Source organism: Actinocrinis sp. (assembly GCF_035605935.1).
In the GTDB taxonomy this organism is placed as follows: Bacteria; Actinomycetota; Actinomycetes; order Streptomycetales; family Catenulisporaceae; genus Actinocrinis.
The window spans coordinates 36,547-59,452 of sequence record NZ_DATNGK010000022.1 but is presented as its reverse complement, the minus strand read 5'-3'; the positions used below and the strand labels follow the sequence as shown (position 1 = coordinate 59,452).

The following is a 22,906-nucleotide window of genomic DNA, read 5'->3' as shown; positions in this document are numbered from 1 at the left end:
AACTGACCCGGCGCGGCCTGACGACCTGACGGCGCCCCGGCGTCCCGGAGACGGCGTCCAGGGCCGAGGCTGAGCGAAGCGGCGGTCCATGCACCGGCCGAAATCCACCAGCGCGCATCACGCCGTGCCGGTAAGATCGCGTCACAGTAGGATCGCAGCGCGCGAAACGGCCCGGTGCACCCGGACCCTCCCGTTCCGTCGGCAGCGCCGCACCGCGGGGCCATAGCTCAACTGGCAGAGCACCGCCTTTGCAAGGCGGGGGTTAGGGGTTCAAGTCCCCTTGGCTCCACAAGCACAAAGACCCCTCACCGATCAAGGTGAGGGGTCTTTTGTTCGATCATTTTGAGCGCGAGCTTCGCGCCGAGCTGTCGGTGGCGGATGTCAGGATCAGCGCCATGCCCATGTGTGACTACTTCTCCGCCGCTGATGACGAGGCCGCGGTTGCCGTGCTCCAAACTCCTGGTGGAGCCGGATCGGCCTCGCTCGACGTGGTCTACCTCAAGAACATCGATCCGGTCGTCTGCATGGCTCGGCTCGAGGCGATCATGGCCGGCTGTAGTTATGAGGAGGCCTTGCAGCGCCCGCGCTGTGGGCAGTTGCTCTCTTCACCGGAAGCCGAGAGCGCGCTTGTGATGAGCGTGTCGGACACCCTGCGGGAGCTGCTTGCCGCCGCGACGAAAGACGACGTGATCCGTGTCGCCGAGCAGTGGTCGCTGACTGAGGAACTGAGGATGGCCGGAGTCGACGCACAAGCGGCGGCCGGTGTGTTGGCGGCTCTCGCCGGCTTGGCTCGACGCGCTCGAGCAGCTGACATGCACTTGTACTGCCAGTGGACGCTGTAGTGACTAACGGCCGACGCTGGCCTTAGTCGGTACCTCGCGTCGCCGTCGGGCGCGGAAGGCTTTCCAGGGCAAGGACTCTGGGGTGAGGGCAGGGCAGGTAGCACGGAGACTCCCCACCGCAGTCGGTGGGGAGTCTCCGTGCCTGGCGTCTGGCGTCTGGAACCCGGCGCCTAGTGCGTGGCCGGATGCGTGCGGATCAGCCGAGGAAGTCAGCGCTTACCGCTGTGGCGGCCCGGCGCGCTCGATGACGAGTCCGCGTTACCGCCGATGCCACCATCGGGATCTGACGGGTCGTCACGATCGACTCCGTCCATCTGCTTGATCTCGGCGTCGTTCGTGCTGAGCGCGGCGTTGACCGCGTCGTCCTCGACCCAGGCCTGCTCGCGCGAGCGCTGCCAGAGCACCGCCGCCGTGCCGAGCGCCGCGCCGGCCGCCGCGGCTCCGCCGATCAGCCACAGCTTGCGGTGGCCGCGGCGGCGGCCTCGGTTGAGCTGCTCGATCTGAGCCGTGGTTACCTGCCCACGTGCGGCTGCGAGCGCCGCATTGGCCCGGTCGGACAGTTCGGCGCGCAGTGGCGCAGAACGCTGCATCGCCTCGTCGGCTACCCGCGAGGAGAACTGCACGGTCGCCGGCACGAACTCGTCGCGGACCTTCGGCACCAGTTCATCGCGGACCTTGGGTACCAACTCGTCACGGACCTTGTGCGACGCATCCGCGAGGACGGGCACCACGGCCGCGCGCGCGTGCTCCAGCCGAGGACCCGCCTCGGTGCGCAGCGTCTGATATTGGTCGCGGAACCACGGCTGAACGGCACCGCGTTCCAGCGGCTTGGAATGGCTCGTCTTCATCACGGCTCGCCCTTCACCCTTCCGTCGGTTGGACCCCTCCCGCCTTCCCTGGACCGCTATGACTATGCGCGGATTGCGCCGTTAGGAGAAGGACTTTCCCGGCGTATCAGGACAACGTCACCGGGATGTCCTCGGTCCGGATGCGGGATTGATACGGATCAGCTACCACGGCGCAGTGAACCGGCGGCGCGTGGGAGGATGTGCAAGGACATGCACCGGCCCGCTCACGCGGGCCGAGGGCGGGAACCGGGGGGCGTTCCGCAACGCAGCGAGCGATGGAAGCGAGGGCCGTCATGGCCGAGGAGACTTACGCCGTACTCAAGACCACGCACGGGGACATCACCGTGCGCTTGTTCCCGAACCACGCGCCCAAGACGGTGCGTAACTTCGTGGAGCTGGCCGAGGGCGGCCGGGAGTGGCTCGACCCGCGGACCGGGCAGAAGACGACCGCGAAGCTGTATGACGGCACCATCTTTCACCGCATCATCCCCGGCTTCATGCTCCAGGGCGGCGACCCGCTCGGGCAGGGCACCGGTGGCCCCGGTTACCGCTTCGACGACGAGATCCACCCGGAACTCGGCTTCAACAAGCCTTACCTGCTAGCCATGGCCAACGCCGGAAAGCAGGCCGGGCGGGGAACCAACGGATCGCAATTCTTCATCACCGTCGGCGAGACCACCTGGCTCAACGGCAAGCACACCATCTTCGGCGAGGTCGCCGACGAGGCGAGCCGCAAGGTGGTCGACACCATCTCCAACGTGAAGACCGGGCGGCTCGACCGGCCGGTCGACGACGTGGTTCTCGAGTCCGTGGTGATCGAGCGCCGCGCCTCCTGAGCGGCGATCAGCGCGGCTGATCGCCAACCCGGCTTCGCCTTAATCGGGGATTGGACCGTGACAATGCCGTCCGACGAGCTGCCGACGACGACCTCCGGCGCCGGCGCCGTGTCGGGTCCGCCGGTGTGTTTCCGGCATGCCGACCGCGAGACGTACCTGCGCTGTTCCCATTGCGAGCGATCGATCTGCACTGACTGCATGGTGCCGGCGCCTGTCGGCTTCCAGTGCCCTGAGTGCGTGCGCGGTGGCAACCGCGAGGTGCGTGAGGTTCGCACGATCGCGGGCGGGAAGCATCACTCCCGCCAGGGTGTCGTCACCATCGCGCTGATCGGCGTGTGCATCGTGATGTTCGCCTTGCAGCAGGTCGTCGGCGCGGCGTTTACGCACCGGATGGATCTGGAGGCGATGACGCCGCAGATCTCCTCGCTGCCCCACGCCGGGCATATAGGAGTCGCATACGGCGACTGGTACCGACTGGTCAGCTCGATGTTCGTCCACGTGAGCTGGATTCACCTCGGCATGAACATGCTGTCGCTGTGGTGGATCGGCGTGCCTGTGGAAACCCGGCTTGGGCGTACGCGCTATTTGCTGACCTACTTCACATGTGGAATCGCCGGCTCGGCGGCGTCATACGCCTCGTTGCAGCCCTACGGTTCGAGCCTGGGCGCATCCGGTGCGATCTTCGGACTGCTGGGCGTGCTGGCGGTGCTCGCGTACCGGGAGCGACTCAACATGCAGCCGGTCATCACCGTGATCGTGCTGAACCTGGTGTTCAGCTTCAGCGTGAGCGGGATCAGCTGGGAAGCTCACGTGGGTGGTCTGGTCGCGGGGCTGATCCTCGGCGTCGCGCTGGCTTACGCGCCGAGGCCGCGCACGGTCATCGCCTGGTTCAAGAACCCGCAGAACGTCATTCCGACCGCGACCGGTTCGGCGGTGCTGCTGGTCGCGGTGATCATCGTGCTTGTCCACACCTCGCAGCTGCACGCGCAGGTCGGGGCGAACGTCTTCGACGGAGGCTGGATCAGCCTGCTGGGGTAGCACTTCGACCGCGGCTCGCAGAATGCTGATCACCAAGGGTTATCCACAGATCGTCTGAACTTTTCCACACTGTGGATAACCTGTGGAGAACTGTGTCCAGAACCTGTGGATAACCCTGCTGCCTGCGCGTTCACCCTAAAACTGCGGTCGGGCCCGGCTGGAGCTTGCCCGCCTGCCGCGGCGTTAACGCCAGCGGGTCGAGGTGACGAAGCCGGCCGCGATGAAGGCGAACCCGATGACCACGTTCCAGGCGCCGAGGTTCGCGATCCACTGCAGGTTGAGGTAATACGAGACGATCCAGGCCAGGCCGATCACGAAGAACCCGACCATGAACCGGGCCACCCAGGCCGACGACTCGACCTTGATCTTCTGAACCCTCTGCTCGGGTGGTGTGTAGGCCACCTTCTCCCGAGTCTTCGACTTCGGCACGGAATTCTCCTGCTCACTGACTCACCGACAGCGGTACGGCACCCATAGCGTAGCCGTGCGCGGCTCGCGGCAACAGCGGCCGCGGCGCATTCTCAGTCTCACCTGCGGCGTGTCGGCCGGTTCTAAGGAAAACAAGCAGTAAGGTAGCTCGGCGTCACAGTGATGCTACGCAGCATTACCATTCGAGTGCAGGACTGCGGAAAGGCAGCGAACGGCGCGTGTACGCGTGGATCTGGCGGCATCTGCCGGGAGTGCTGTGGGTGCGCGTCCTTTGGGCGCTCATCCTGTTCGCCGTCGTCGTCTTCGTGCTGTTCCAGTTCGTCTTTCCATGGCTGGAGCCGCAGCTGCCGTTCTCGGGGAACGGGTCGCTCTCCCAGTAGTCACCGCGGAAACCGGGTGCCACGCTCGGGCGGCTACGCTGGCCCCATGGCGCGCATCTTGGTGGTCGATAACTACGACTCCTTCGTATTCAATCTGGTCCAGTACCTGTACCAGCTGGACGCCGAGTGCGAGGTGCGTCGCAACGACGCCGTCACCGTCGATGAAGCCGACCAATACGACGGCGTATTGCTGTCGCCGGGACCTGGCACCCCCGAGGAAGCCGGCATCTGCGTGGCGATGGCTCGGCATTGCGCCGAGATCGGCAAGCCGCTGTTCGGCGTCTGCCTCGGCCTTCAATCGATCGCGGTCGCGTTCGGCGGCGTCGTGGAACGCGCTCCCGAACTCCTGCACGGCAAGACCAGCCTGGTGGCGCACGACGGCGCCGGCGTCTTCGCCGGGTTGAAAGACCCCTTCACCGCCACGCGCTATCACTCGCTCGCGATTCAGCCCGGCTCGCTGCCCGAAGAGCTCCTCGTGACCGCCCGCACCGACACGGATGTGATCATGGGCGTTCGGCACGCGAACTTGCCGATCGAGGCAGTGCAGTTCCACCCCGAATCCGTGCTGACCGAAGGCGGCCACCGGATGCTGGCCAACTGGCTGGCCGTCTGCGGCGACGCCGAAGCCGTCAAACGCTCGGACGGCCTCGCGCCCGTCGTGGGTACGAGGCCGTCCGAGACGGTCAGCCGCTAGCGCGGCTCGCCGTCAGCCGTTTCCGCCGCCACCGCCGAGGAGGCCTCCGCCACCGGACGCCGAGGCGCTCGGCGACGGGCTGCTCGACGCCGACGGGGCCGGCGAGGGACCGTTCGAGCAGAACACCTTTACCAAACTGCCCTTCCCGGCCTGCACATTGGCACCGGGATCGGTTCCGATCGCGTTGTTGCTCTGCACGTCATTGCTGAACTGCATGACCTGCTGCGTCTGGAACCCAGCGCCCTGAACGGTCTGCAGTGCCTGAACACAGGACTGGTTGATGACCGACGGCACCGTCGCGTTGCCGGGACCGCTGGAGACGACCACCGTGATCTGCGTATTCAGCGGAACGGCTTGCCCGGCCAGCGACTTGCCGTTGCCGTCCTGCAGGTCGATCACGTTGCCGGCCGGAACGGTGTTGCTCGCCTGACTCTGGTCCGACAAGTTGTTGAAGCCGTTGCTGCGCAACGTCTTCTCCACCGTGTCCTTGCTGTTGGTGTTCAGCGCGTCCTTGCCCGGCAGCGTCTTCTGCTGCGCGCCGGCGGACAGGCAGTAGCTCACCGTGGAGTTGGACTGCGCGGACGCACCACTTTGCGGATTTTGCGAGATGATCTGACCGGCCGGAACGGTGTCGCTGTTCGCCGCGTCGCCGGTGCAGGTGTTGCTGCCAAGCTTCAACCCGTTCGCCGATAGCACCTGCTGCGCCTGTGCGACGGTCTTGCCCGTGATCGGCGGCACCGCCGTGGTCTTGCTGCTCGACCCGCTGCCGCCGAGCAGTTTGTTGAACACCACGACGGCGAGCACGACTGCGATCACGGCGACGACGGCCAGGATGATGTACCCGGTCTTGTCTGACTTCTTGTTGCGGCCGCCGCCTGCGCCCGCCGAGTCCCCGCGGCGACGGACCGCGTCTTCCGGCGGAGCGTCTTCGAAGGACGGCTGATACTGCGTTGGCTGATAACGCGTCGGCGGTCCGTACCCAGCCGTGGTCTGGCCGCCGTAGCCGGCTGCGCTCGACACCACCTGCGTCGGCGCGTTCGCGGCGCCATAGCCCGCCATGAGCGTCGGTGCGGCGGCGATCGGGCGTCCATCGAGCGCGCGCTCGATGTCCGCACGCATCTCATCGGCCGACTGGTAACGCTCGTCGGGGTGCTTGCCCAGCGACTTGAGCACGATCGCGTCGGCGACCGCGGGCACCTCGGGGTCGTGGTGCGACGGCGGCAGCGGTGCCTCTCGCACGTGCTGATACGCCACCGCGACCGGCGAATCGCCGACGAACGGCGGTCGGCCGGTGAGCAGTTCGTACAGTAGGCAGCCGGTCGAGTACAGGTCAGAACGGGCATCGACGGTCTCGCCCTTGGCCTGCTCGGGGGAGAGGTACTGCGCCGTGCCAATGACCGCAGAGGTCTGCGTCATCGTCATGCCCTGGTCGCCCATGGCCCGCGCGATGCCGAAGTCCATCACCTTCACCGCGCCGGCCCGGGTCAGCATCACGTTGGCTGGCTTGATGTCGCGGTGGATGATCCCGTTGCGGTGACTGTAGTCCAGCGCCTGAAGCACGCCCGAGGTGATCTCCATCGCGCGCTCCGGCAGCAGTCGCCGGCCGGAGTGCAGCAGATCGCGCAACGTGGAGCCGTCCACATACTCCATGACGATGTAAGGCAGCGACACGCCGCCGATGTAGTCCTCGCCGGTGTCGTACACCGCGACGATCGCCGGGTGGTTGAGTGATGCGGCGGACTGCGCTTCGCGGCGGAAACGGGCCTGGAACGTCGCGTCCCGCGCCATGTCGGCGCGCAGCGTCTTGACCGCGACCGCGCGGCCCAGCCTGATGTCGCGCGCCATGAACACCTCGGCCATGCCGCCGCGACCCAGTACCGCGCCGAGCTCGTACCTGTTGCCCAGGCGACGCGGCTCTTCCATCAGTTCAGCCCTTCCCCTGTCGCCGTTCCGCCGGGCCTTGTGCCCGCGGGAGGCGGCGATCCGCCGGGTTCCGTCTTAAACGTGCTCTGCGCGATTGTTTCACGGCGAGCGAGGCGCGCAGTAGAGCTTGGCGGCAGTGGCGTCGTACCTGCGCGCCGGGGGAGCACGAGCCGGGTGTCCGGAAGGTTCACCCGAGCCGGATCACCCCAGCTGGATCGGCCTTGCCGGATTGCCGGCGCGGGCCGCTTACCGCGGATCACTTCTGCGAGCCGAGCACCGCCTGAATCACGTCCTTAGCGATCGGCGCGGCCAGCGTGCCCCCGTACACGTCACCCGCGTTCGGTTGGTTGTCCTGCACCAGCACCGCGACCGCGACCTTCGGGTCGTTCGCCGGGGCGAAGGAAACGAACCAGGCCAGCGCGTTCTGCCCGGCGCCTCGTTGCGCGGTGCCCGTCTTGCCTGCGACTTGGACGCCGTTGATCTGCGCCGCGGTTCCCGTGCCGTTCTGCACTACCGAGACCATCATGTCCCGAAGCTGCCCGGCCTGGTCGGAAGTGATCGGGTTGTACAGCTGCTTCGGCTCGGTCGTAGACATCACGTTGCCCTTGGTGTCCAGCTCCTGCTTGACCAGATAGGGCGCCATCATCACGCCACCGTTCGCCACCGTCGCGGCCATCAGCGCGCCCTGCAGCGGGGTCATGCGGACGTTGAACTGGCCGATCGCGGACTGCGCGACCGATGCGTCGAAGGTCACGTTCTTCGGGAAGGCCGAGGAGGCCGCGGTCATCGGCACCGAGGGACCGGTCTGGTTGAAGCCCCACTTCTCCGCCTCGGCCTGCAACTTCGCGCCGCCGACGTCGAGCCCGACGGTGCCGTAGACGGTGTTGCAAGACTGGGTGAAGGCCTGGATCAGCGTGGTGTTGCCGCAGGTCTCGCCGGCGTCGTTGGACAGGGTGGCGGTGGTGTCCGGGAAGGTGATCACATTGAGCGGCGACTGGATCACGGTGTTCTCGTCCACCGGCTGGTTGTTGATCCCGTTGGACATCGCCGCGGCCGAGGTGATGATCTTAAAGGTCGAGCCCGGCGGGTAGGTCTGCAGCAGCGCCCGGTCGAGGTTCGGCTGCAGCGGGTCGGCAGCCAGCGCGTTCGCCGCCTTCGCCTCATCCTTGGTGTTGTGCGTGGCGAGCGTGTTCGGGTCGAAGGACGGAGCCGAGACCAGCGCCAGGATCGCGCCGGTCTTCGGGTCCAGCGCGACCACGGCGCCCTCGATCTCCTTGCCGCCGCCGGCATTCGCCAGACCGTTGTACGCGGCCTGCTGCGCTGCGGCGTTGAGGGTGAGCACCACCGAGCCGCCGCTCTTGCCCTTGTTCTCGATCGTGTTGAGGAACTGCTGGGTGGCCAGGCGCGAGTCAGTGCCCTGCAGAATCGAGTTCTCGTAGTGCTCGATCGAGGTGGAGCCGTAGTTCACTGAGAAGTAGCCGGTCGCCTGGGCGTACAGCGGGCCGTTCGTGTACTGCCGCTGGTACTTCAGGGTGCCGGTAGTCGGCGTCGAGGTGGCGATCGCCTTGCCGTCCACGATGATCTCGCCGCGCGGGTTCTGAAAGGCGTAGATCAGGTTGCGGCGATTGTCAGGGTGCGCCGAATACGACGACGCGTTGACGAACTGAATGTAGTTCGCGTTCACGAACAAGGCGGCGAACAGGGCGAGACAGAAGATCGCCACCTTCTTGATCGGCCGGTTCACGCCTGCACCACCTGGGTCATCTCGTCGCTGAGCGGAATCGCGGGCGGCAGCGGGCGCCGGGCCGCGTCGGAGATCTTGATCAGCAGCGCCACCAGGATCCAGTTGGCCATCAGCGCGGAGCCGCCGTATGCCAGGAACGGCATCGGCAGGCCGGTCAGCGGGATGATGCGAGTCACCCCGCCCGCGGTGATGAAGACCTGGAGCGCGAAGGTAGCCGCGAGACCCGCGGCGAACAGCTTGCCGTAGGGGTCCCGGACCAGCAGCGCCGTCTTCACGCCGCGTACCACGATGATCGCGTACGCGATGAACAGCGCGGTGAGCCCGACCAAGCCGAGTTCCTCACCCACGGTCGCCAGCATGAAGTCGGCGTTGTTGGCGAAGCCGATCTGATACGAGTAGCCGCGCCCGAGCCCGGTGCCGAACAGCCCGCCGTTGGCGAACGCGTAGAGCGACTGGGCGAGCTGCCGGGTCTGGCCGGTCACGTCGGAGAACGGGTGCAGCCAGGCGTGTACGCGGACCATCACGTGCGAGGACATGTTCGCCACCGCCGCTGCGCCGCCGACGAACAGCAGCAGGCCGAAGATCAGCCAGCTGGTGCGCTCGGTGGCCATGTACAACATGATCACGAACGCGCCGAAGAACATCAGCGAGACGCCGAGGTCGGTCTCCCGGATCAGGATCAGCATCGCGAAGGCCCAGCAGACCAGGATCGGCCCGAGATCCCGGCCGCGGGGCAGGTAAAGGCCGAGGAACCGGCGGCTCGCCAGCGCCAGCGCGTCCCGCTTCGCGTGCAGGTAGGCGGCGAAGAAGCTGACGAGCAGCAGCTTGCCGAACTCGGCCGGCTGCACCGAGAAACCGCCGAGCCTGATCCAGCTGCGCGCGCCGTTCACCTCGGAGATGCTGGCCGGCAGCACCGCGGGCAGCGCGATCAGGAAGAGGCCGACCAGCGCCGAGATGTAGGCGTAGCGCTGCAGAATTCGGTGGTCGCGCAGGAAGATCACGATCACGATGAAGACGGCGAGACCGAGCACGGTGTAGATCGCCTGGTTCGGCGCGGCCCCGCCCTTCGGAGCCAGCTTGTTGGCGATGTTGTAGGGGTCCAGCCGGTAGATCATGACCAGGCCGAGCCCGTTGATCATCACCGCGACCGGCAGGATGACCGGGTCGGCGTAGGGCGCGAAGCGGCGGACCACGAGGTGCGCGGCCAGCAGCGCCACGCCGAACTCCGCGCCGAGCGCGAACAGGTTGCCCGGGGTCTTGCCGGTCATCGCCTTGCCGACGTCGGCGTATGCGAACATCGCGATGGCGAGCGCGAACAGCAGCAGCATCGCCTCGACGTTGCGCCGCTTTGGAACGTGCGGCTCGGCGGGGGCCTGAGCCGCCGAGGCGGCCAACGGCGTACTCGTCATGCGCATCACGTTCCTGTCATCCTGGTCGCCGACGCCGCGGTCGGCTTTCGCCCATCGCCGTCGTCAGCTTGACCCGTTGCCGGACGCATTGCCCGAAGCACCGGGACATTGCGCCGACAGTTGGTTCGATTCGGCGATGCTCGCGCTGGGCGACGGGCTTGGGGACGCGGGCTTGCTCGCCGTCGTGGACGGCCTTCCAGCCCCCGTCGGTGCACCCGTCGCAGACGCAGAGACGCTCGCGGACGCCATCGGGTTCACCGAAGCGCTCGGGGCCGTGGTCAGTGCGGTGCAGTCCGCGCCGAGCACCGACAGGGTGTGCACGATCGACTGGGCGTCAGACAGGCTGGTCGCGGTTATCGTGTTACGCACCCATTCCTGACTGGCCGTCGGCAGCGTGCTCACCGTTACCTGCGGGTCGGTCGAGTACACGTGCGAGAGGTGGAAGCCGACGAAGGACGTGTTCACGCCTTGGTAGATGGCGACTTTGCCGTTTTCGGATGCAACGTAGTACTGCTGTTGCGTCCAGTAGTACGCGCCGCCGCCCAAGCCGCCGACCACAACCACGACCGCTCCCACGGCGATGACAACGGGTTTGACCCAGCGTCGCCGTTTGGGATCAGGCGCCCAGTCCCCTACTTGGGGACCTTCCGCTTCGTCGGCGGGCTTCTCGTGCCGGTCCCGCTTACGCAGCCGGGCCGCTCTGCCCGCAGGTGTGTCAGCCGGGATCTCATCGGTGTTGCGCGGCGCCTGACCCGTGCCGGGCCCAGCCGCCGGCGCGGGCGGCGCGCCAAAAGACGGCAGCCCGGCACCACCGGCGTGCTCGGCGGCGGCGCCCACCGTCACCGGCATCTCGATGTACTGAGTCTCCGCGTTCGGCGAGGCACCAGGTGCGCTCGGATCGAAGATGTCGGCCACGATGCACGTGACGTTGTCCGGCCCGCCGGCGCGCAATGCCAGTTGGATCAGCGACTCCGCGGCCTGGTGCGGGTCAGCGTATCCGGCGAGCGTTGATTCGAGGGTGTCGAAGGACACGAAGCTGGACAGCCCGTCGCTGCACAGCATCAACCGATCCCCGGCTTGAATATCCGTCGGGGCCAAGTCGGCGTCGGCGACCTGGCCGCGCCCGTCGAGCGCCCGCATCAGCAGGGAACGCTGCGGGTGGTGCCCCGCCTCTTCCTCACTGATCCGGCCCTCGTCGACCAGGCGCTGTACCCAGGTGTGATCCGCCGTCAGCTGTTCGAGTCTGCCTCCGCGCAGCCGGTATGCCCGTGAGTCGCCGATGTGCGCGAAGGCCACGCTGTGTTCGCTGAATAGGAACGCGGTGAGGGTGGTGCCCATCCCCTCAAGTTGAGGGTTGTCCGTGATGATCGTGTGTAGCCGCTCGTGCGCCTCGCTGATCCGCTCGGCCAGCGCCTGCACCGGATCGGCAGGCGGCTGCGGCGTCGCGGCGGTGTCCAGTTGCGCGATGGTCTGCACCACCACGGAGGAGGCCAGCTCGCCGGCCGCCTGGCCGCCCATCCCGTCGGCCACCACAAGCAGCCGCGGTCCGGCGTAACCCGAGTCCTCGTTGCCGTCGCGGATCAGGCCGACGTGGGAGCGGGCCGCATATCGCAGGGACAGGCTCATCTACGCTTCTTCCGCTACTTCCGCAGCTCGAGGACGGTCTTGCCGATTCGGATCGGCACGCCCACGGGAACCGGGGCGGGGCCGGTGAGCTTGGTCCGGTCCAGGTACGTGCCGTTGGTGGAGCCCATGTCTTCCACCACCCACTGACCCGAGGAGTCCGGGAAGATCCGGGCGTGGCGGCTGGAAGCGAAGTCGTCGTCGAGCACGATAGTGGAATCGTGCGCGCGGCCGAGCGTGATCTGTTGCGATCCGAGCGGAACGCTGGTGCCCGCCAGCGAGCCGGAGGTGACCAGCAGCTTGGTCGGGGTGCCGCTGCGGCGCGGCCGGGCGGCCGCCTGACCGACCGGGACGCCGCCGGAGACCGGTCGGGCCGAAGGCCGCGCGGCGCGGATGCGCGAACTGGCCGCCCCGAACAAATCGGTGCGGATCACCGCGATCGAGATCAGGACGAACACCCAGAGGCCGACCAGCAGCCCCAGCTTCATCAGGGTGAGGGTGAGACCGGTCATCGTCCTTTACTAACTCCTCGAAGCGATTGCCGCGCGGTCACCGTACCCTGAGACCCCGGATACGCCATAGCCGCCGGCCTCGTACGGGCACGCGCTATTGCCCGCACTGACGTCGGCTATGCCCGGTCCGGTTCAGACCTGACGGAAGACGATCGTGGTGTTGCCCAGGTGGATCACCGATCCGTCACGCAGTTGGGCCTGGCGCACATGCTGGTCGTCCACCACGATGCCGTTGGTCGAGCCGAGATCGGAGATCACCGAGGGTGTCCCGGTGCGGATCTCGGCGTGTCTGCGGGACACCGAGGGGTCGTCGACCCGCAGGTCCACATCAGTACCTCGACCCATAGACGTCACCGGACGGTTCAGTGGATGCCGCACGCCGTTGATCTCGACCCAGAACGAGGGAGCCGCCGCACCACCCATCGGCGGGCCGGGTGGCGGAAATCCGCCCGGAGCGGGCCGAGGGGGCGCTCCCACACCGCCCGCGCCCATGCCGCCCGCCGCAGGTGGGTAGCCCGGTGCGCCGCTGTAAGCCGCGTACCCTGCCGCAGGGTCCTGGTAGCCGCCTTGGCCCCCCGGACCGGGCATCTGCACAACGCCTGCCAGCGCCTGCGACCGGATCCGGAACATGCCGGTGGCCAGGTCGGGAGCGCGCTCGAACTTCACCTCGACCGGCCCGACGAACATGTAGCGCTGGTCGCGCCCATGCTCCTGAACCAGATCGGCGAGCTCGGCGGACAGCGGGGCGGCGTACGTCGTGAGCCGGTCGTAGTCGTGGTCGCCGAGCTCGACGGTGAAGTCGTTCGGCACCATGGTGCGGCCGCGGCTGACCACCGCCGCGCGATCGTCGCATTCGCGTTGCAGCGCGCTGGCGATCTCGACGGGCTGCACCTCCGACTTGAAGGCTTTCGCGAAGGCGCCGTTGACCAATCCCTCAAGGCGACGCTCGAAGCGCTGTAGAACTCCCACGGACACCCCCTTCAGGCGTGTAGGCGGTCGCTGGCTGTGGCTGCACGCGGCTCCGCGCCGCGGCCGTCGACCGGGCCGGTTACGTGTGCACCTCGTACTCTCTCATTGCGCGCGCGTTCGCCGCAGCGCCGCGCTCGTAAGAGTGAGTGCGAAGCAGGTCAAGCTGACGTTCCGGCACTGATCGTATCTGCGCCGACCGGACGGACGTCACCTGTTCGCCACCATCCTCCCCCGCGGCGCGTATTCCACGCGTCCCCGCTATGCGACCGTCTCGAAACGATTTGGGACGCCGACTGGTCGACTGCTATGGTCATCCTCGTTACGCGCGAGTGGCGGAATGGCAGACGCGCTGGATTCAGGTTCCAGTGCCCGCAAGGGCGTGGGGGTTCAACTCCCCCCTCGCGCACCAAAGGTGCACCAACGGAAGTTGGGTGCCGAAGTGACGCAAATTGGCGGTGACCGTGTTTATGGTCATCGCCAAGTTCGTTTTCGGGGGTGTCCGCAGCGGACCGCTGCGAGAGGGTGTTTGAGCTCAGTCGGAACCGCGGTTTCGCGAAGCCGGGCCGAGAGCCCACGGCAGACAATCAAATCAGCTGCGCTCGGCGGCGCCCGCGCCTTCCAGGAACCGCAGCACTGCCAGGACCCGCCGATGGTCGCCTTCGGCCGGGGACAGGTCCAGCTTGGTGAAGATGCTGTTGATGTGCTTGGCCACCGCGCTCTCGCTGACCACCAGGCATTCGGCGATGCCGGCATTGGAGCGGCCTTCGGCCATCAGGGATAGTACTTCGCGCTCCCGGGCGGTCAGCCAGTCCGTCGGGCGGTCTTGGCGGCGCAGTAGCAGTTGGGCTACCACCTCCGGATCGAGAGCAGTCCCGCCCGCAGCGACCCGGCGCAGCGCCTCCAAGAACACGTCCAGGTCCGCGACCCGGTCCTTGAGGAGATAGCCGATACCGGTCGTCTGGGTGGCCAGCAGGTCCGCGGCGTAGCGCTCCTCGACGTACTGCGACAGCACCATGATTGCCGCCTCCGGCCATTGGCGTCGGATCACCAGGGCCGCGCGGATGCCCTCGTCGGTGAAGGACGGCGGCATTCGCACGTCCGCGATCACCAGCTGCGGGCGGTGCTTTTCCACCGCGGCCAGCAGCGCGGTCGCGTCGTGCACCGCCGCCACCACCTCGAATCCGGTGGTTTCCAGCAGCTTGGTCAGTCCGGCGCGCAGCAGGACCGAGTCCTCGGCGATCACAGTTCGCATGGCAGGTCCACCTTAATCGTCGTCGGTCCGCCGAGCGGGCTGCTTATCCCGAAGCTGCCGTCCACCGAGGCGGCCCGCTGCGCCAGCCCGGTCAAGCCGGTGCCCCGGCCCGCGTCCGCGCCGCCGATCCCGTCGTCCGTGATCGAGATCCGCAGCATCAGGCCGTCCAGTCGCACGTCCACCTGCACCGCCGTGGCCCGGGCGTGCTTGTTCGCGTTGGCCAGGGCCTCAGAGACGATGAAGTACCCCACCGCCTCCACCGTGGGCGAGATCCGGCGGGGCACGTCCACGCTCAGCCGTACCGGCACCGGGGAGCGGGCGGCGATCCCGGTCAGCGCGGCGTCCAGACCGCGGTCTTCGAGTACCACCGGGTGCAGTCCGCGCACCAGTTCGCGCAGCTCGGTCAGTGCCTCCTTCGCCTCCTCGTGCGCTTCCTGCAGCGCCTGGCGGGCCCGCTCGGACAGCTCGTGCGCCAAGGTCGCCCGGGCCAGGCCGAGGTTCATCGCCAGGGAGACCAGACGTTGCTGTGCGCCATCGTGCAGGTCACGCTCGATCCGACGGCGCTCGGTGTCGGCCGCGTCGACCGTCGCGGCCCGGCTTTCGGTCAGCTTCGCCACCCGCTGCGCCAGCTTCTCCGCCCGGCTAGGGCCGAGCAGGTCCGCGGCTGCCCGGGTGTCCATCCGCACCGCTGCCGAGACGATCCACGGGCTCACGTACATCAGCACCACGCTGAGCAGCATGAACCAGATCAGCGCGCCGCCCCAGAGACGCGGGCCCGTGTAGTGGAAAACGCCGACGGCGGTCGCCAGCGCGAGCACCGCCGACGTCGCCAAACCGATCAGCGCGGCGACCCAGAGCAGGCCGGCGAGCAGGCCGAGCAGGTTCACCGCCGGGGCGACGACTAGGTGGTAGCACGCCTGCCGCCACGTGCGCGGCGAGCGCAGGCGATCGCGAAGCGCCGACCACACGCTGCCGGAGGAGGCCGGGGACAGCTCGAGCGTCGGCGGCCTCGGGATTCGCACTCCGAGCACCTCGTAGAAGCACGCCCTGCGCGGCACCGTCAGCCATGGGCAGAGCGCCACCGCCGCCGCAACCGAGACGAACACGCAGGTGAGCACGGCCAGCAACGAAGTCGGCACGTAGAAGGTCCATGGCAGCGCCATGACGAGCAGGGGCAGCAGGTTCAGACCCGCGGACAGGACGGTGAACCCCAGATCGCGCCAGGTTCGGCGAGCCCACGGGCTGGCCAGGATGCTGCGGAGCCCTGTCGCTCCCGATTCGGTGCCGGTGGTGCCGGAGCTCATGGAGCTCACCGTATAAGGCCTGATCACCGCGGGTCCATGTCGCTACCTACCGCGTGCGGCTGTACCCAGCACCACCCCGAAGACGGAAAGGCACGCTACTGATTCACCGGCCGGTGGCGGCCAGAGTGGTTCTCGGCCCGAACGATCGGGCGGCGAGACAAGGAGACCACTGTCATGCTCGGCACGCTGAACCAGGCGGATCGGCTCCGATGCCCGGTTCAGTCGGGTAATCCGCCCGGCCCGGCACGCGGCGGTACGCACAGCCGGCTCGGTCGAGCATGCGTCACGGCTGGCCTGGCCATGATCCCATGGCTGCTCTACCTCGCGTTCACCCTGCCAGCCAGCGCCACCGACGGCCACTGGGCGCTGGCCTGGGTGGGCCTGGACAGCTGCGAGGCACTGGCCCTGTTCGCCACCGGCCGACTGCTGCTGCGCGCGGACAACCGCTGTGTCCTGGCCGCCACCGCCACCGCGGTGCTCCTGCTGACTGACGCCTGGCTCGACGTGACCTCTGCCGCACCGGGCGACGAACTGCTCACCGCGATCGCGATGGCCGCCTTCGCCGAGGTCCCGATAGCCCTGGCCTGCATCGCGCTGGCGCTGCGGCTGATCCGTCAGCCGTTCCCATCGGCCACCGAGACTGCCGGAACCGACACGCAGGAGGAGCAGAGATGTCCCTGACCCACGCCGCAACCCGCCTGGCCACGCGACGCACCGGCCTGACCGCCGCGGCCGGGCTGACCGCCCTGGCGGCGGGCGCCTGGTGGTTGACCGATCAGGCGCCCTATCCCTACGCCCAACGCCGAATGCTGGACTTGCAACTGCCGTTCCTGGCCAAGGCAGACCTGGACCAGATCCTGCAGCCCCGGAGCGGCGAGCGGATGCTGGAACTCGGCCCGGGCACCGGCCTGCAGACGCTGCACATAGCGCCACAGCTCGGCCCGGAGGGCCGGCTGGACATCGTGGACATCCAGCAGGAAATGCTGGACCACGTCATGAGCCGGGCTGCCGAGCAGGCGCTGGACATCGTCCACCCGCACCGCGCCGACGCACGCGAGCTGCCGTTCGAAGACCGGACCTTCGACGCGGTCTACCTGGTGACCGCGCTCGGCGAGATCCCCGAACCGGGCCGGGTGCTGGCCGCGACCGCCCGCGTGCTCAAACCTGGCGGACGGCTGGTGGTGGGCGAGTTCTTCGACCGGCATTGGATCCCGTTCAGCCGGCTGCACCGCCTGGCCGACGCACAGGGGCTGCACCTGACTGCCCGCCGCGGCCTGAGCATGGCCTATCTGGCCCGATTCCGCCCCTGCGCTGCGGCCTGACGAATACTTGGACAAGCAAACAGGGGCGAGCCCGACCCTGGGAAACAATCAATCCGAACGCGGGAGAATCAGCCGTCGACGACCTGGCTCAACCAGCTCACCCGACTTTCGTCGGTGCACCATTGACTGAAGTGCCAGATGTAAATAGGTGCTGAAGTAGCGCAAATGACTCGCTGAAGAGGCCGGTGGTCTCTCCAGCGAGTTTTTGTTTACGGCGTCTGTCCGGGCAGCGCCGATCTGCCCGTGCCTGGCGGTTTTGGTGATCGTCATACCGCTTCCCGGCATGCGGGAGGGACCGTACTGGCTCTGGAGCCAGGCGAAGGTCTGCTGCGCGGACGTGGCCTTGGCGAAGAAGAACACGAACACCCGGTCCGGATCGTCCCCGCCAGCTCTGGGTCTTGACAGCCGACCGCGGCAAAGACTTATTGTACTAGGGAACTAGATGAATAGAGGTCACGGTGATCGAGTTCCATCTGGACCCGCGCTCCGGCATCGCCCCGTACCTGCAGATCGTCCAGCAGGTACGCCAGGCGCTGCTGCTCGGCCTGCTGTCCGAGGGCGACCAGCTGCCCACGGTCAAGCAGGTCGTGGCGAAGGTCGCGATCAACCCGAACACCGTGCTCAAGGCGTATCGGGACCTTGAACGCGAAGGCCTGGTCGCGGCAAAGCCAGGGGTCGGCACCTTCGTCACCCGAACCCTGAGTCAGGCCTCGCTCACCGAACACGAACCGCTGCGCCACGATCTGGCTGCCTGGCTGAAGCGGGCCCGCGGCGCGGGCCTGACCGAGGCGGCGATCGAAGCGCTGTTCACCAGCACGTTCCGCGCCACCGCCGAAGAGGAGAGATGACCGCGATTCTGGAAGCCCACGCGCTGGGCATGCGGTACGGCCGGCGCCAAGCGCTGACCGACTGCACTTTGAACATCCCGCCCGGGCACGTGGTAGGCCTGGTCGGCCCGAACGGCGCGGGCAAGTCCACGCTGCTCAAACTCGCCTGCGGTCTGCTGAGCCCGAGCTCGGGAAGCATCCGCGTTCTCGGCAACGCGCCGGGTTCGCGCCCCGAGCAACTCGCCCGCGTCGGCTTCCTCGCCCAGGACGCCCCCGTGTACCCGCAGCTGTCCGTCGCCGACCACCTGCGACTCGGCGCGCACCTCAATCCGCGCTGGGATCAGGACTTCGCCGAACGACGCGTCGCCCAGCTCGACCTCGACCCGGCGCAGAAGGCCGGGAAGCTCTCCGGCGGCCAGCGGGCGCAACTCGCGCTGACCGTGGCGGCCGGCAAACGGCCGGAACTGCTCCTGCTCGACGAGCCGGTCGCCAGTCTCGACCCACTCGCCCGCCGCGAATTCCTCAAGCACCTGATGGAGTCCGTGGCGGACAACGACACCAGCGTCGTGCTCTCCTCGCACCTGATCTCCGACCTGGAGCGGGTCTGCGACTACTTGATCGTGCTCGTCTCCTCCCGAGTGCGCCTGGCCGGCGAGGTCGATCAGATCACCGCCGCGCATCACCGCATCGTGTGCACCCGACGTGACCCCGACACACTTCCGGCCGGTCTGGAGGTGGTCTCGGCAGAGCACACCGATCGACAGAGCACCTTCGTCGTGCGCACCGATGCTCCGCTGCCGGTCGGGGATTGGGCCGCGGAATCCCTCAGCATGGAGGACCTTGTGCTGACCTACATGGAAACCGCCGCCACCGTGCGCCCGGCGCGGCAGGACTCGGAGGTGACCCGATGATCTGGCTGACCTGGCGTCAGTTCCGGACCCAGACCCTGGTGGCCGCCGCGCTCCTCGCCGCGGCAGCCGTCTACCTGCTGATCACCGGGACGCAGCTGCGGCATTCCTACAGCGCTGACCTGATCACCTGTCACTCCTCAAGCGCCGAGTACACCTGCGCGGGGCTGCTCAACGGGCTGGAGAGCGACTACAACGGCACGCTCGACCTCTTCGAGCTACTCGTGCTGGCTGCCCCGGGCCTGGTCGGGATCTTCTGGGGCGCGCCGCTGATCGCCGGAGAACTCGAGCGCGGCACGCACTACATGACCTGGAACCAGTCGGTGACCCGCACCCGCTGGCTCGCAGTCAAGCTCACCGCCATCGCGCTGGCCTCCATCGCGGCCGCCGGAATCATCAGCCTCCTGATGACGTGGTGGGCCAGCCCGCTCGACACCATGTCCGGCAACCGGTTCGGCACCCAGGCGTTCAACGCGCGCAACGTCGTGCCGCTCGGCTACGCCGCCTTCGCCTTCGCGCTCGGCGTCACCCTCGGCCTGCTGCTCCGGCGCACCCTGCCCGCGATGGCCGCCACCCTCGCGATCTTCATCGCCGTTCAACTCGTCGTGACCGTCCTGGTCCGCCCGAACGTGATGCCCGCGATCGTCACCACGGTGCCGATCAATCAGACCACGATGAGTCAGGCCCTGAGATTCGACCGCGCCCGGGAGGTGACCGGCCCGGTGACCATCGACCTGCCCGCGCCGCCCGGCTCCTGGAACCTGTCGCAGACGCCAGCCTTGAACAGCGCCGGCCAGCCGATCCAGACCAGCGAAATCCTGACTTGCTGGAACCAGATGATCAGCCGAGGACCGGTCGCGATCAAGGGCAGCGGTAACGCGCCCTTCGCGCCCCTCGGGGCTTGCCTCGCGCCGCTCAACCTGCACGTCAACGTCACCTATCAGCCCGCTGATCGCTACTGGCCGCTGCAATGGATCGAGACCGCCCTCTACGCCGTTCTGGCCGCCCTGCTCGCCGCGTTCTGCTTCCGGCGTATCCGGCGGCTGGGCTGAACGAGGTGAACGGTTGAGAAACGACCGGCCCTGATTTCGGTCCGGGCTCCGGCCTCGGCTGAGCTTCAACCATCTGGGACCTGCGGCGTCTCTTGAAGTGCAAGTAGTCAGGGATCTGCGGGAACCCGCCTCGACCAATCAAGCGGACTGATAAAGCGGTGCGCGGAGTCGGGGGCTGTGGGCAAGATTCAGCGGTGACGAATCTTGACGACGAACTGATCGAACTGCGCCGGGAGATCCACCACCGTCCCGAGCTGGCTGGCGAGGAGCGGGAGACGGCCGGGCTGGTCGCGCAGCAGCTGCGTGCGGCCGGGCTTGAGGTGACGACCGGCGTCGGCGGCCACGGAATCGTCGCGGTACTCGACGGTTCCGCGGACGGCCCGACGGTCGCGTACCGGGCGGACATGGACGCCGTGGATACAAACGCGAACGTGCTGCCTTTCCCACGTCCGGACCGGGTTTTCGACGAGGGTTTCGCCTCGCGCGTCCCCGGCGTCGCGCACCTGTGTGGACACGACTTGCACACCGCGATCGGCGTCGGCGTCGCCCGGGCGCTGGCTACGGGCGCTGAGCCGGTACGCGGCCGGCTGGTGTTCGTCTTCCAGCCGGCCGAGGAGCCGCTGCAGGGTGCGCGCGCGATGTTGGAAAGCGGTGTGGTGCAAAAGCTCGCGCCGCGCGAATTCTATGCGCTGCACTGCAGCCCGTTTCCCTGCGGCACCATCGGAGTGTCTCCGGGATACGGCCTGCCCGGGATGGACCATGTCCGGATCGTGCTGCCCGGCGGCGACGACGTGGCGGCCGCCTTCACAGCCGAGGTGTCGGCGCTCGGCACCGTCGCTTTCCCGCAGAGTATCGCCGAGTACAACGCGCGCTTCCGCGCGTTGATGGAACCCGAGACCGCCGCGTCGATTCAAGAATCCGTGTGCGTCGCACATTGGACCGAGCGCGAGCCCGACGGGCAGCTTGTCGTCAACGTACTGTTGCGTGTCTGGCCGCAGCAGCGGTTTGCGCAACTGCGTGCGCAGGTCGAGCAACTCGCGGCGGCCGCGGGTGGGCAGATCCAGTTTCCAGGCGACCCGTTCCCCGCCATGGTGAACTCGGCCGAGTTGAGCACAGCGGCCGGCCGGTACTTGAGTGGGGCGCTGGGATCGCAGTCCGTGCTGTGGGCCGGGGCGTCCTGGCCGTTCAACTGCGAGGATTTCGCGCTGTTCCTGGACGAGGCGCCGGGCGCACAGTTCTACCTCGGCGTCGCGAACGCCGAGTCGGGGATGAATGGCGCGCCGCACACCCCGGACTTCGCTGCCGACGAGCGGGCGATCGGCTTCGGCGTGCGTGCCATGGCCGGCTTGCTCACCGAACGGCTGGCGGCTCGGTCGGGCGGGCGTTAGCTCTGCGCCATGTCCACGAAGCGGGAGTAGTGGCCCTGGAAGGCGACCGTGATGGTGGCGGTGGGGCCGTTACGGTGCTTGGCCACGATCAGGTCGGCCTCGCCGGCCCGCGGCGACTCGCGCTCGTAGGCGTCCTCGCGGTGCAGCAGGATGACCACGTCGGCGTCCTGCTCGAGCGAGCCGGACTCACGCAGGTCGGACATCATGGGGCGCTTGTCGGTGCGCTGCTCGGGGCCTCGGTTGAGCTGGGCGATCGCGATGATCGGGAGTTCCAGCTCCTTGGCCAGCAGCTTGAGCGCGCGGGACATCTCGGAGACCTCCTGCTGGCGGCTCTCCGGGCGGCGCGAGCCCCCGCCGGACATCAGCTGGAGGTAGTCGACGATCACCAGGCGCAGGTCGTGCCGCTGCTTGAGCCTTCGGCACTTGGCCCGGATCTCCATCATCGACATGTTGGGGGAGTCGTCGATGAACAGCGGGGCCGCCGAGACCTCGCCCATCCGCCGCGCGAGGCGGGACCAGTCCTCGTCGGTCATCGTGCCGGCGCGCATGTGGTGCAGGGCGACGCGTGCCTCCGCGGAGAGCAGGCGCATGGTGATCTCATTGCGGCCCATTTCCAGGCTGAAGATCACACTGGTGAGGCCGTTGCGGATCGAGCAGGAGCGGGCCAAGTCGAGGCCCAAAGTGCTCTTTCCGATCGCCGGGCGCGCCGCGATGATGACCATCTGGCCGGCGTGCAGGCCGTTGGTGAGCTGATCGAGGTCCGTGAAGCCGGTGGGGACGCCGGTCATCTGGCCAGACCGGTTGGAGATCGACTCGATCTCGTCGAGCGCGCCCTCCATGACGTCAGCGAGTGGGGCATAGTCCTCACCCGCCCGCTGCTCGGTGACTCCGTAGATCTCCGCTTGGGCGCGGTTGACGATCTCGTCGAGGTCCGCGCCGTCGGTGGCGTAACCCATCTGCGTGATGCGGGTGCCGGCCTCGACTAGGCGGCGCAGGATGGCCCGCTCTCGCACGATCACCGCGTAGTAGCCGGCGTTCGCCGCAGTCGGGACCGAGGACATCAGGGTGTGCAGGTACGGTGCGCCGCCGATCCTGGCCAGTTCGCCGCGCTTGGTCAGTTCCGCGGAGACGGTGACGGCGTCGGCCGGTTCGCCCCGGCCGTAGAGGTCGAGGATCGAGTCGAAGATCAGCTCGTGGGCCGGCTTGTAGAAGTCCCGGCCCTTGATGACGTCGATGACGTCCGCGATCGCGTCCTTGGACAGCAGCATGCCGCCGAGCACGCCCTGCTCGGCCGCAAGGTCCTGTGGCGGAGTGCGATCGTACGATGAGCGGCCACCACCGCCGCCATAGCCGGCCGGGCCTGGATCGAGCGGGCCCTCATCCGGGGGCTCTGGAACGCCATCCGGGCCGTTGAAGGCGGACACTGGGTGGCTCGCCTCCTCGGGTCGGGCGGTGCGGGCTGTCTACGGTACGGGCGGGGCCGCTCGGCGCGCGAGCGACACGTCCACAGAGGTTGTGGATAACCTGGGGATAACGGCGCCGTTCCTGTTGAAAACCGGGGCTCTTCCTGTGCGTATGCGGTGGACAACCGGTTGTGGACACTGAC

The 22,906-nt window shown here is 67.8% G+C and carries 23 protein-coding genes and 2 tRNA genes; 13 read left to right on the top strand and 12 right to left on the bottom strand.

The genetic code is table 11. The annotated features are described in order from the left end of the window. The first annotated feature begins 216 nt into the window (after window positions 1-216). Both VN779_RS02020 and VN779_RS02015 read left to right on the top strand, forming a co-directional pair. Window positions 217-289, top strand: a tRNA-Ala gene (locus VN779_RS02020). Window positions 290-395: 106 nt separating this feature from the next. After that, the gene (locus tag VN779_RS02015) at window positions 396-842 is read left to right on the top strand and encodes a hypothetical protein (protein WP_325719525.1); all 447 of its coding nucleotides are present in this window, start codon (window positions 396-398) and stop codon (window positions 840-842) included. 209 nt (window positions 843-1,051) lie between these two features. Here the strand turns inward: VN779_RS02015 and VN779_RS02010 are convergent, their stop codons facing one another. Further along, the gene (locus tag VN779_RS02010) at window positions 1,052-1,690 is read right to left on the bottom strand and encodes a DUF5324 family protein (protein ID WP_325719524.1); all 639 of its coding nucleotides are present in this window, start codon (window positions 1,688-1,690) and stop codon (window positions 1,052-1,054) included. Window positions 1,691-1,983: 293 nt separating this feature from the next. Between VN779_RS02010 and VN779_RS02005 the strand changes: the two genes are divergently transcribed. Then, window positions 1,984-2,526, top strand: a complete 543-nt coding sequence (locus VN779_RS02005) for a peptidylprolyl isomerase (protein WP_325719523.1) — start codon at window positions 1,984-1,986, stop codon at window positions 2,524-2,526. 198 nt (window positions 2,527-2,724) lie between these two features. Continuing rightward, window positions 2,725-3,564 (top strand): rhomboid family intramembrane serine protease, encoded by an 840-nt coding sequence (locus VN779_RS02000; RefSeq protein ID WP_325719521.1) that lies wholly within the window; start codon window positions 2,725-2,727, stop codon window positions 3,562-3,564. A gap of 183 nt (window positions 3,565-3,747) precedes the next feature. Here VN779_RS02000 and VN779_RS01995 read toward each other — a convergent pair whose 3' ends face one another. Continuing rightward, window positions 3,748-3,993: a cell division protein CrgA gene (locus VN779_RS01995; RefSeq protein WP_325719519.1), complete on the bottom strand. Its 246-nt coding sequence runs from the start codon at window positions 3,991-3,993 to the stop codon at window positions 3,748-3,750. Window positions 3,994-4,211: 218 nt separating this feature from the next. Here VN779_RS01995 and VN779_RS01990 point away from each other — a divergent pair, with 218 nt between their 5' ends. Together VN779_RS01990 and VN779_RS01985 are read left to right on the top strand one after the other, a co-directional pair. Beyond that, a complete protein-coding gene (locus tag VN779_RS01990) occupies window positions 4,212-4,373 on the top strand; it encodes a hypothetical protein (RefSeq protein ID WP_325719517.1) in 162 nt (53 codons plus the stop codon). 46 nt (window positions 4,374-4,419) lie between these two features. Further along, entirely contained in the window at window positions 4,420-5,067 is a 648-nt protein-coding gene (locus VN779_RS01985; RefSeq protein WP_325719515.1) for an aminodeoxychorismate/anthranilate synthase component II, read from the top strand. A 12-nt stretch (window positions 5,068-5,079) separates the two neighbouring features. Here the strand turns inward: VN779_RS01985 and pknB are convergent, their stop codons facing one another. The 6 genes from pknB to VN779_RS01955 all read right to left on the bottom strand — a co-directional run bounded on the left by pknB (window position 5,080) and on the right by VN779_RS01955 (window position 13,247). Next, window positions 5,080-6,990 carry a Stk1 family PASTA domain-containing Ser/Thr kinase gene (gene pknB / locus VN779_RS01980; RefSeq protein WP_325719513.1) on the bottom strand — a complete coding sequence of 637 codons (1,911 nt, stop codon included), beginning with the start codon at window positions 6,988-6,990 and terminating at the stop codon, window positions 5,080-5,082. A gap of 256 nt (window positions 6,991-7,246) precedes the next feature. Continuing rightward, window positions 7,247-8,734, bottom strand: a complete 1,488-nt coding sequence (locus tag VN779_RS01975; RefSeq protein WP_325719511.1) for a penicillin-binding protein 2 — start codon at window positions 8,732-8,734, stop codon at window positions 7,247-7,249. Beyond that, window positions 8,731-10,143: an FtsW/RodA/SpoVE family cell cycle protein gene (locus tag VN779_RS01970; protein WP_325719509.1), complete on the bottom strand. Its 1,413-nt coding sequence runs from the start codon at window positions 10,141-10,143 to the stop codon at window positions 8,731-8,733. The genes VN779_RS01975 and VN779_RS01970 overlap by 4 nt, the downstream gene beginning before the upstream one ends. A gap of 63 nt (window positions 10,144-10,206) precedes the next feature. Continuing rightward, entirely contained in the window at window positions 10,207-11,769 is a 1,563-nt protein-coding gene (locus tag VN779_RS01965; RefSeq protein ID WP_325719507.1) for a PP2C family protein-serine/threonine phosphatase, read from the bottom strand. 14 nt (window positions 11,770-11,783) lie between these two features. Then, window positions 11,784-12,278 (bottom strand): FHA domain-containing protein FhaB/FipA, encoded by a 495-nt coding sequence (locus VN779_RS01960; RefSeq protein ID WP_325719505.1) that lies wholly within the window; start codon window positions 12,276-12,278, stop codon window positions 11,784-11,786. Between the two features lie 132 nt (window positions 12,279-12,410). Next, window positions 12,411-13,247 carry a DUF3662 and FHA domain-containing protein gene (locus VN779_RS01955; protein ID WP_325719504.1) on the bottom strand — a complete coding sequence of 279 codons (837 nt, stop codon included), beginning with the start codon at window positions 13,245-13,247 and terminating at the stop codon, window positions 12,411-12,413. A 323-nt stretch (window positions 13,248-13,570) separates the two neighbouring features. Here VN779_RS01955 and VN779_RS01950 point away from each other — a divergent pair. Beyond that, window positions 13,571-13,656: transfer RNA gene (locus VN779_RS01950), tRNA-Leu, on the top strand. A 180-nt stretch (window positions 13,657-13,836) separates the two neighbouring features. Here the strand turns inward: VN779_RS01950 and VN779_RS01945 are convergent. Both VN779_RS01945 and VN779_RS01940 read right to left on the bottom strand, forming a co-directional pair. Then, the gene (locus VN779_RS01945; protein WP_325719502.1) at window positions 13,837-14,499 is read right to left on the bottom strand and encodes a response regulator transcription factor; all 663 of its coding nucleotides are present in this window, start codon (window positions 14,497-14,499) and stop codon (window positions 13,837-13,839) included. Then, window positions 14,487-15,803, bottom strand: a complete 1,317-nt coding sequence (locus VN779_RS01940; protein WP_325719500.1) for a sensor histidine kinase — start codon at window positions 15,801-15,803, stop codon at window positions 14,487-14,489. The genes VN779_RS01945 and VN779_RS01940 overlap by 13 nt, the downstream gene beginning before the upstream one ends. Before the next feature lie 174 nt (window positions 15,804-15,977). Between VN779_RS01940 and VN779_RS01935 the strand changes: the two genes are divergently transcribed. Then, on the top strand, window positions 15,978-16,484 hold the full coding sequence (locus VN779_RS01935; protein ID WP_325719498.1) for a hypothetical protein: 507 nt from the start codon (window positions 15,978-15,980) through the stop codon (window positions 16,482-16,484). After that, the gene (locus VN779_RS01930; protein WP_325719496.1) at window positions 16,475-17,125 is read left to right on the top strand and encodes a class I SAM-dependent methyltransferase; all 651 of its coding nucleotides are present in this window, start codon (window positions 16,475-16,477) and stop codon (window positions 17,123-17,125) included. The genes VN779_RS01935 and VN779_RS01930 overlap by 10 nt, the downstream gene beginning before the upstream one ends. A 48-nt stretch (window positions 17,126-17,173) precedes the next feature. On the opposite strand, the gene VN779_RS01925 is transcribed toward VN779_RS01930, so the two are convergent. Further along, complete coding sequence (locus tag VN779_RS01925; RefSeq protein WP_325719494.1) at window positions 17,174-17,491, bottom strand: hypothetical protein; 318 nt, start codon at window positions 17,489-17,491, stop codon at window positions 17,174-17,176. A 92-nt stretch (window positions 17,492-17,583) separates the two neighbouring features. Between VN779_RS01925 and VN779_RS01920 the strand changes: the two genes are divergently transcribed. The 4 genes from VN779_RS01920 to VN779_RS01905 all read left to right on the top strand — a co-directional run bounded on the left by VN779_RS01920 (window position 17,584) and on the right by VN779_RS01905 (window position 21,300). Then, window positions 17,584-17,973 (top strand): GntR family transcriptional regulator, encoded by a 390-nt coding sequence (locus tag VN779_RS01920; RefSeq protein WP_325719493.1) that lies wholly within the window; start codon window positions 17,584-17,586, stop codon window positions 17,971-17,973. Continuing rightward, entirely contained in the window at window positions 17,970-18,863 is an 894-nt protein-coding gene (locus tag VN779_RS01915; protein WP_325719492.1) for an ABC transporter ATP-binding protein, read from the top strand. The genes VN779_RS01920 and VN779_RS01915 overlap by 4 nt, the downstream gene beginning before the upstream one ends. Continuing rightward, window positions 18,860-19,912: an ABC transporter permease subunit gene (locus VN779_RS01910; protein WP_325719491.1), complete on the top strand. Its 1,053-nt coding sequence runs from the start codon at window positions 18,860-18,862 to the stop codon at window positions 19,910-19,912. Before VN779_RS01915 ends, VN779_RS01910 begins: the two co-directional genes overlap by 4 nt. 194 nt (window positions 19,913-20,106) lie before the next feature. Then, on the top strand, window positions 20,107-21,300 hold the full coding sequence (locus VN779_RS01905) for a M20 metallopeptidase family protein (RefSeq protein WP_325719490.1): 1,194 nt from the start codon (window positions 20,107-20,109) through the stop codon (window positions 21,298-21,300). Here VN779_RS01905 and dnaB read toward each other — a convergent pair. Further along, window positions 21,297-22,724 (bottom strand): replicative DNA helicase, encoded by a 1,428-nt coding sequence (dnaB, locus tag VN779_RS01900; protein ID WP_325719489.1) that lies wholly within the window; start codon window positions 22,722-22,724, stop codon window positions 21,297-21,299. The genes VN779_RS01905 and dnaB overlap by 4 nt on opposite strands. Window positions 22,725-22,906: the final 182 nt, after the last annotated feature.

What these genes read in the sequence shown, in the direction of transcription:
- VN779_RS02015 (WP_325719525.1), top strand. Translation starts at nt 396, where the DNA reads ATGCCCATGTGTGACTACTTCTCCGCCGCTGATGACGAGGCCGCGGTT.
- VN779_RS02010 (WP_325719524.1), bottom strand. Translation starts at nt 1,690, where the DNA reads ATGAAGACGAGCCATTCCAAGCCGCTGGAACGCGGTGCCGTTCAGCCG.
- VN779_RS02005 (WP_325719523.1), top strand. Translation starts at nt 1,984, where the DNA reads ATGGCCGAGGAGACTTACGCCGTACTCAAGACCACGCACGGGGACATC.
- VN779_RS02000 (WP_325719521.1), top strand. Translation starts at nt 2,725, where the DNA reads ATGGTGCCGGCGCCTGTCGGCTTCCAGTGCCCTGAGTGCGTGCGCGGT.
- VN779_RS01985 (WP_325719515.1), top strand. Translation starts at nt 4,420, where the DNA reads ATGGCGCGCATCTTGGTGGTCGATAACTACGACTCCTTCGTATTCAAT.
- pknB (WP_325719513.1), bottom strand. Translation starts at nt 6,990, where the DNA reads ATGGAAGAGCCGCGTCGCCTGGGCAACAGGTACGAGCTCGGCGCGGTA.
- VN779_RS01970 (WP_325719509.1), bottom strand. Translation starts at nt 10,143, where the DNA reads ATGACGAGTACGCCGTTGGCCGCCTCGGCGGCTCAGGCCCCCGCCGAG.
- VN779_RS01965 (WP_325719507.1), bottom strand. Translation starts at nt 11,769, where the DNA reads ATGAGCCTGTCCCTGCGATATGCGGCCCGCTCCCACGTCGGCCTGATC.
- VN779_RS01960 (WP_325719505.1), bottom strand. Translation starts at nt 12,278, where the DNA reads ATGACCGGTCTCACCCTCACCCTGATGAAGCTGGGGCTGCTGGTCGGC.
- VN779_RS01945 (WP_325719502.1), bottom strand. Translation starts at nt 14,499, where the DNA reads ATGCGAACTGTGATCGCCGAGGACTCGGTCCTGCTGCGCGCCGGACTG.
- VN779_RS01940 (WP_325719500.1), bottom strand. Translation starts at nt 15,803, where the DNA reads ATGAGCTCCGGCACCACCGGCACCGAATCGGGAGCGACAGGGCTCCGC.
- VN779_RS01935 (WP_325719498.1), top strand. Translation starts at nt 15,978, where the DNA reads ATGCTCGGCACGCTGAACCAGGCGGATCGGCTCCGATGCCCGGTTCAG.
- VN779_RS01930 (WP_325719496.1), top strand. Translation starts at nt 16,475, where the DNA reads ATGTCCCTGACCCACGCCGCAACCCGCCTGGCCACGCGACGCACCGGC.
- VN779_RS01915 (WP_325719492.1), top strand. Translation starts at nt 17,970, where the DNA reads ATGACCGCGATTCTGGAAGCCCACGCGCTGGGCATGCGGTACGGCCGG.
- VN779_RS01910 (WP_325719491.1), top strand. Translation starts at nt 18,860, where the DNA reads ATGATCTGGCTGACCTGGCGTCAGTTCCGGACCCAGACCCTGGTGGCC.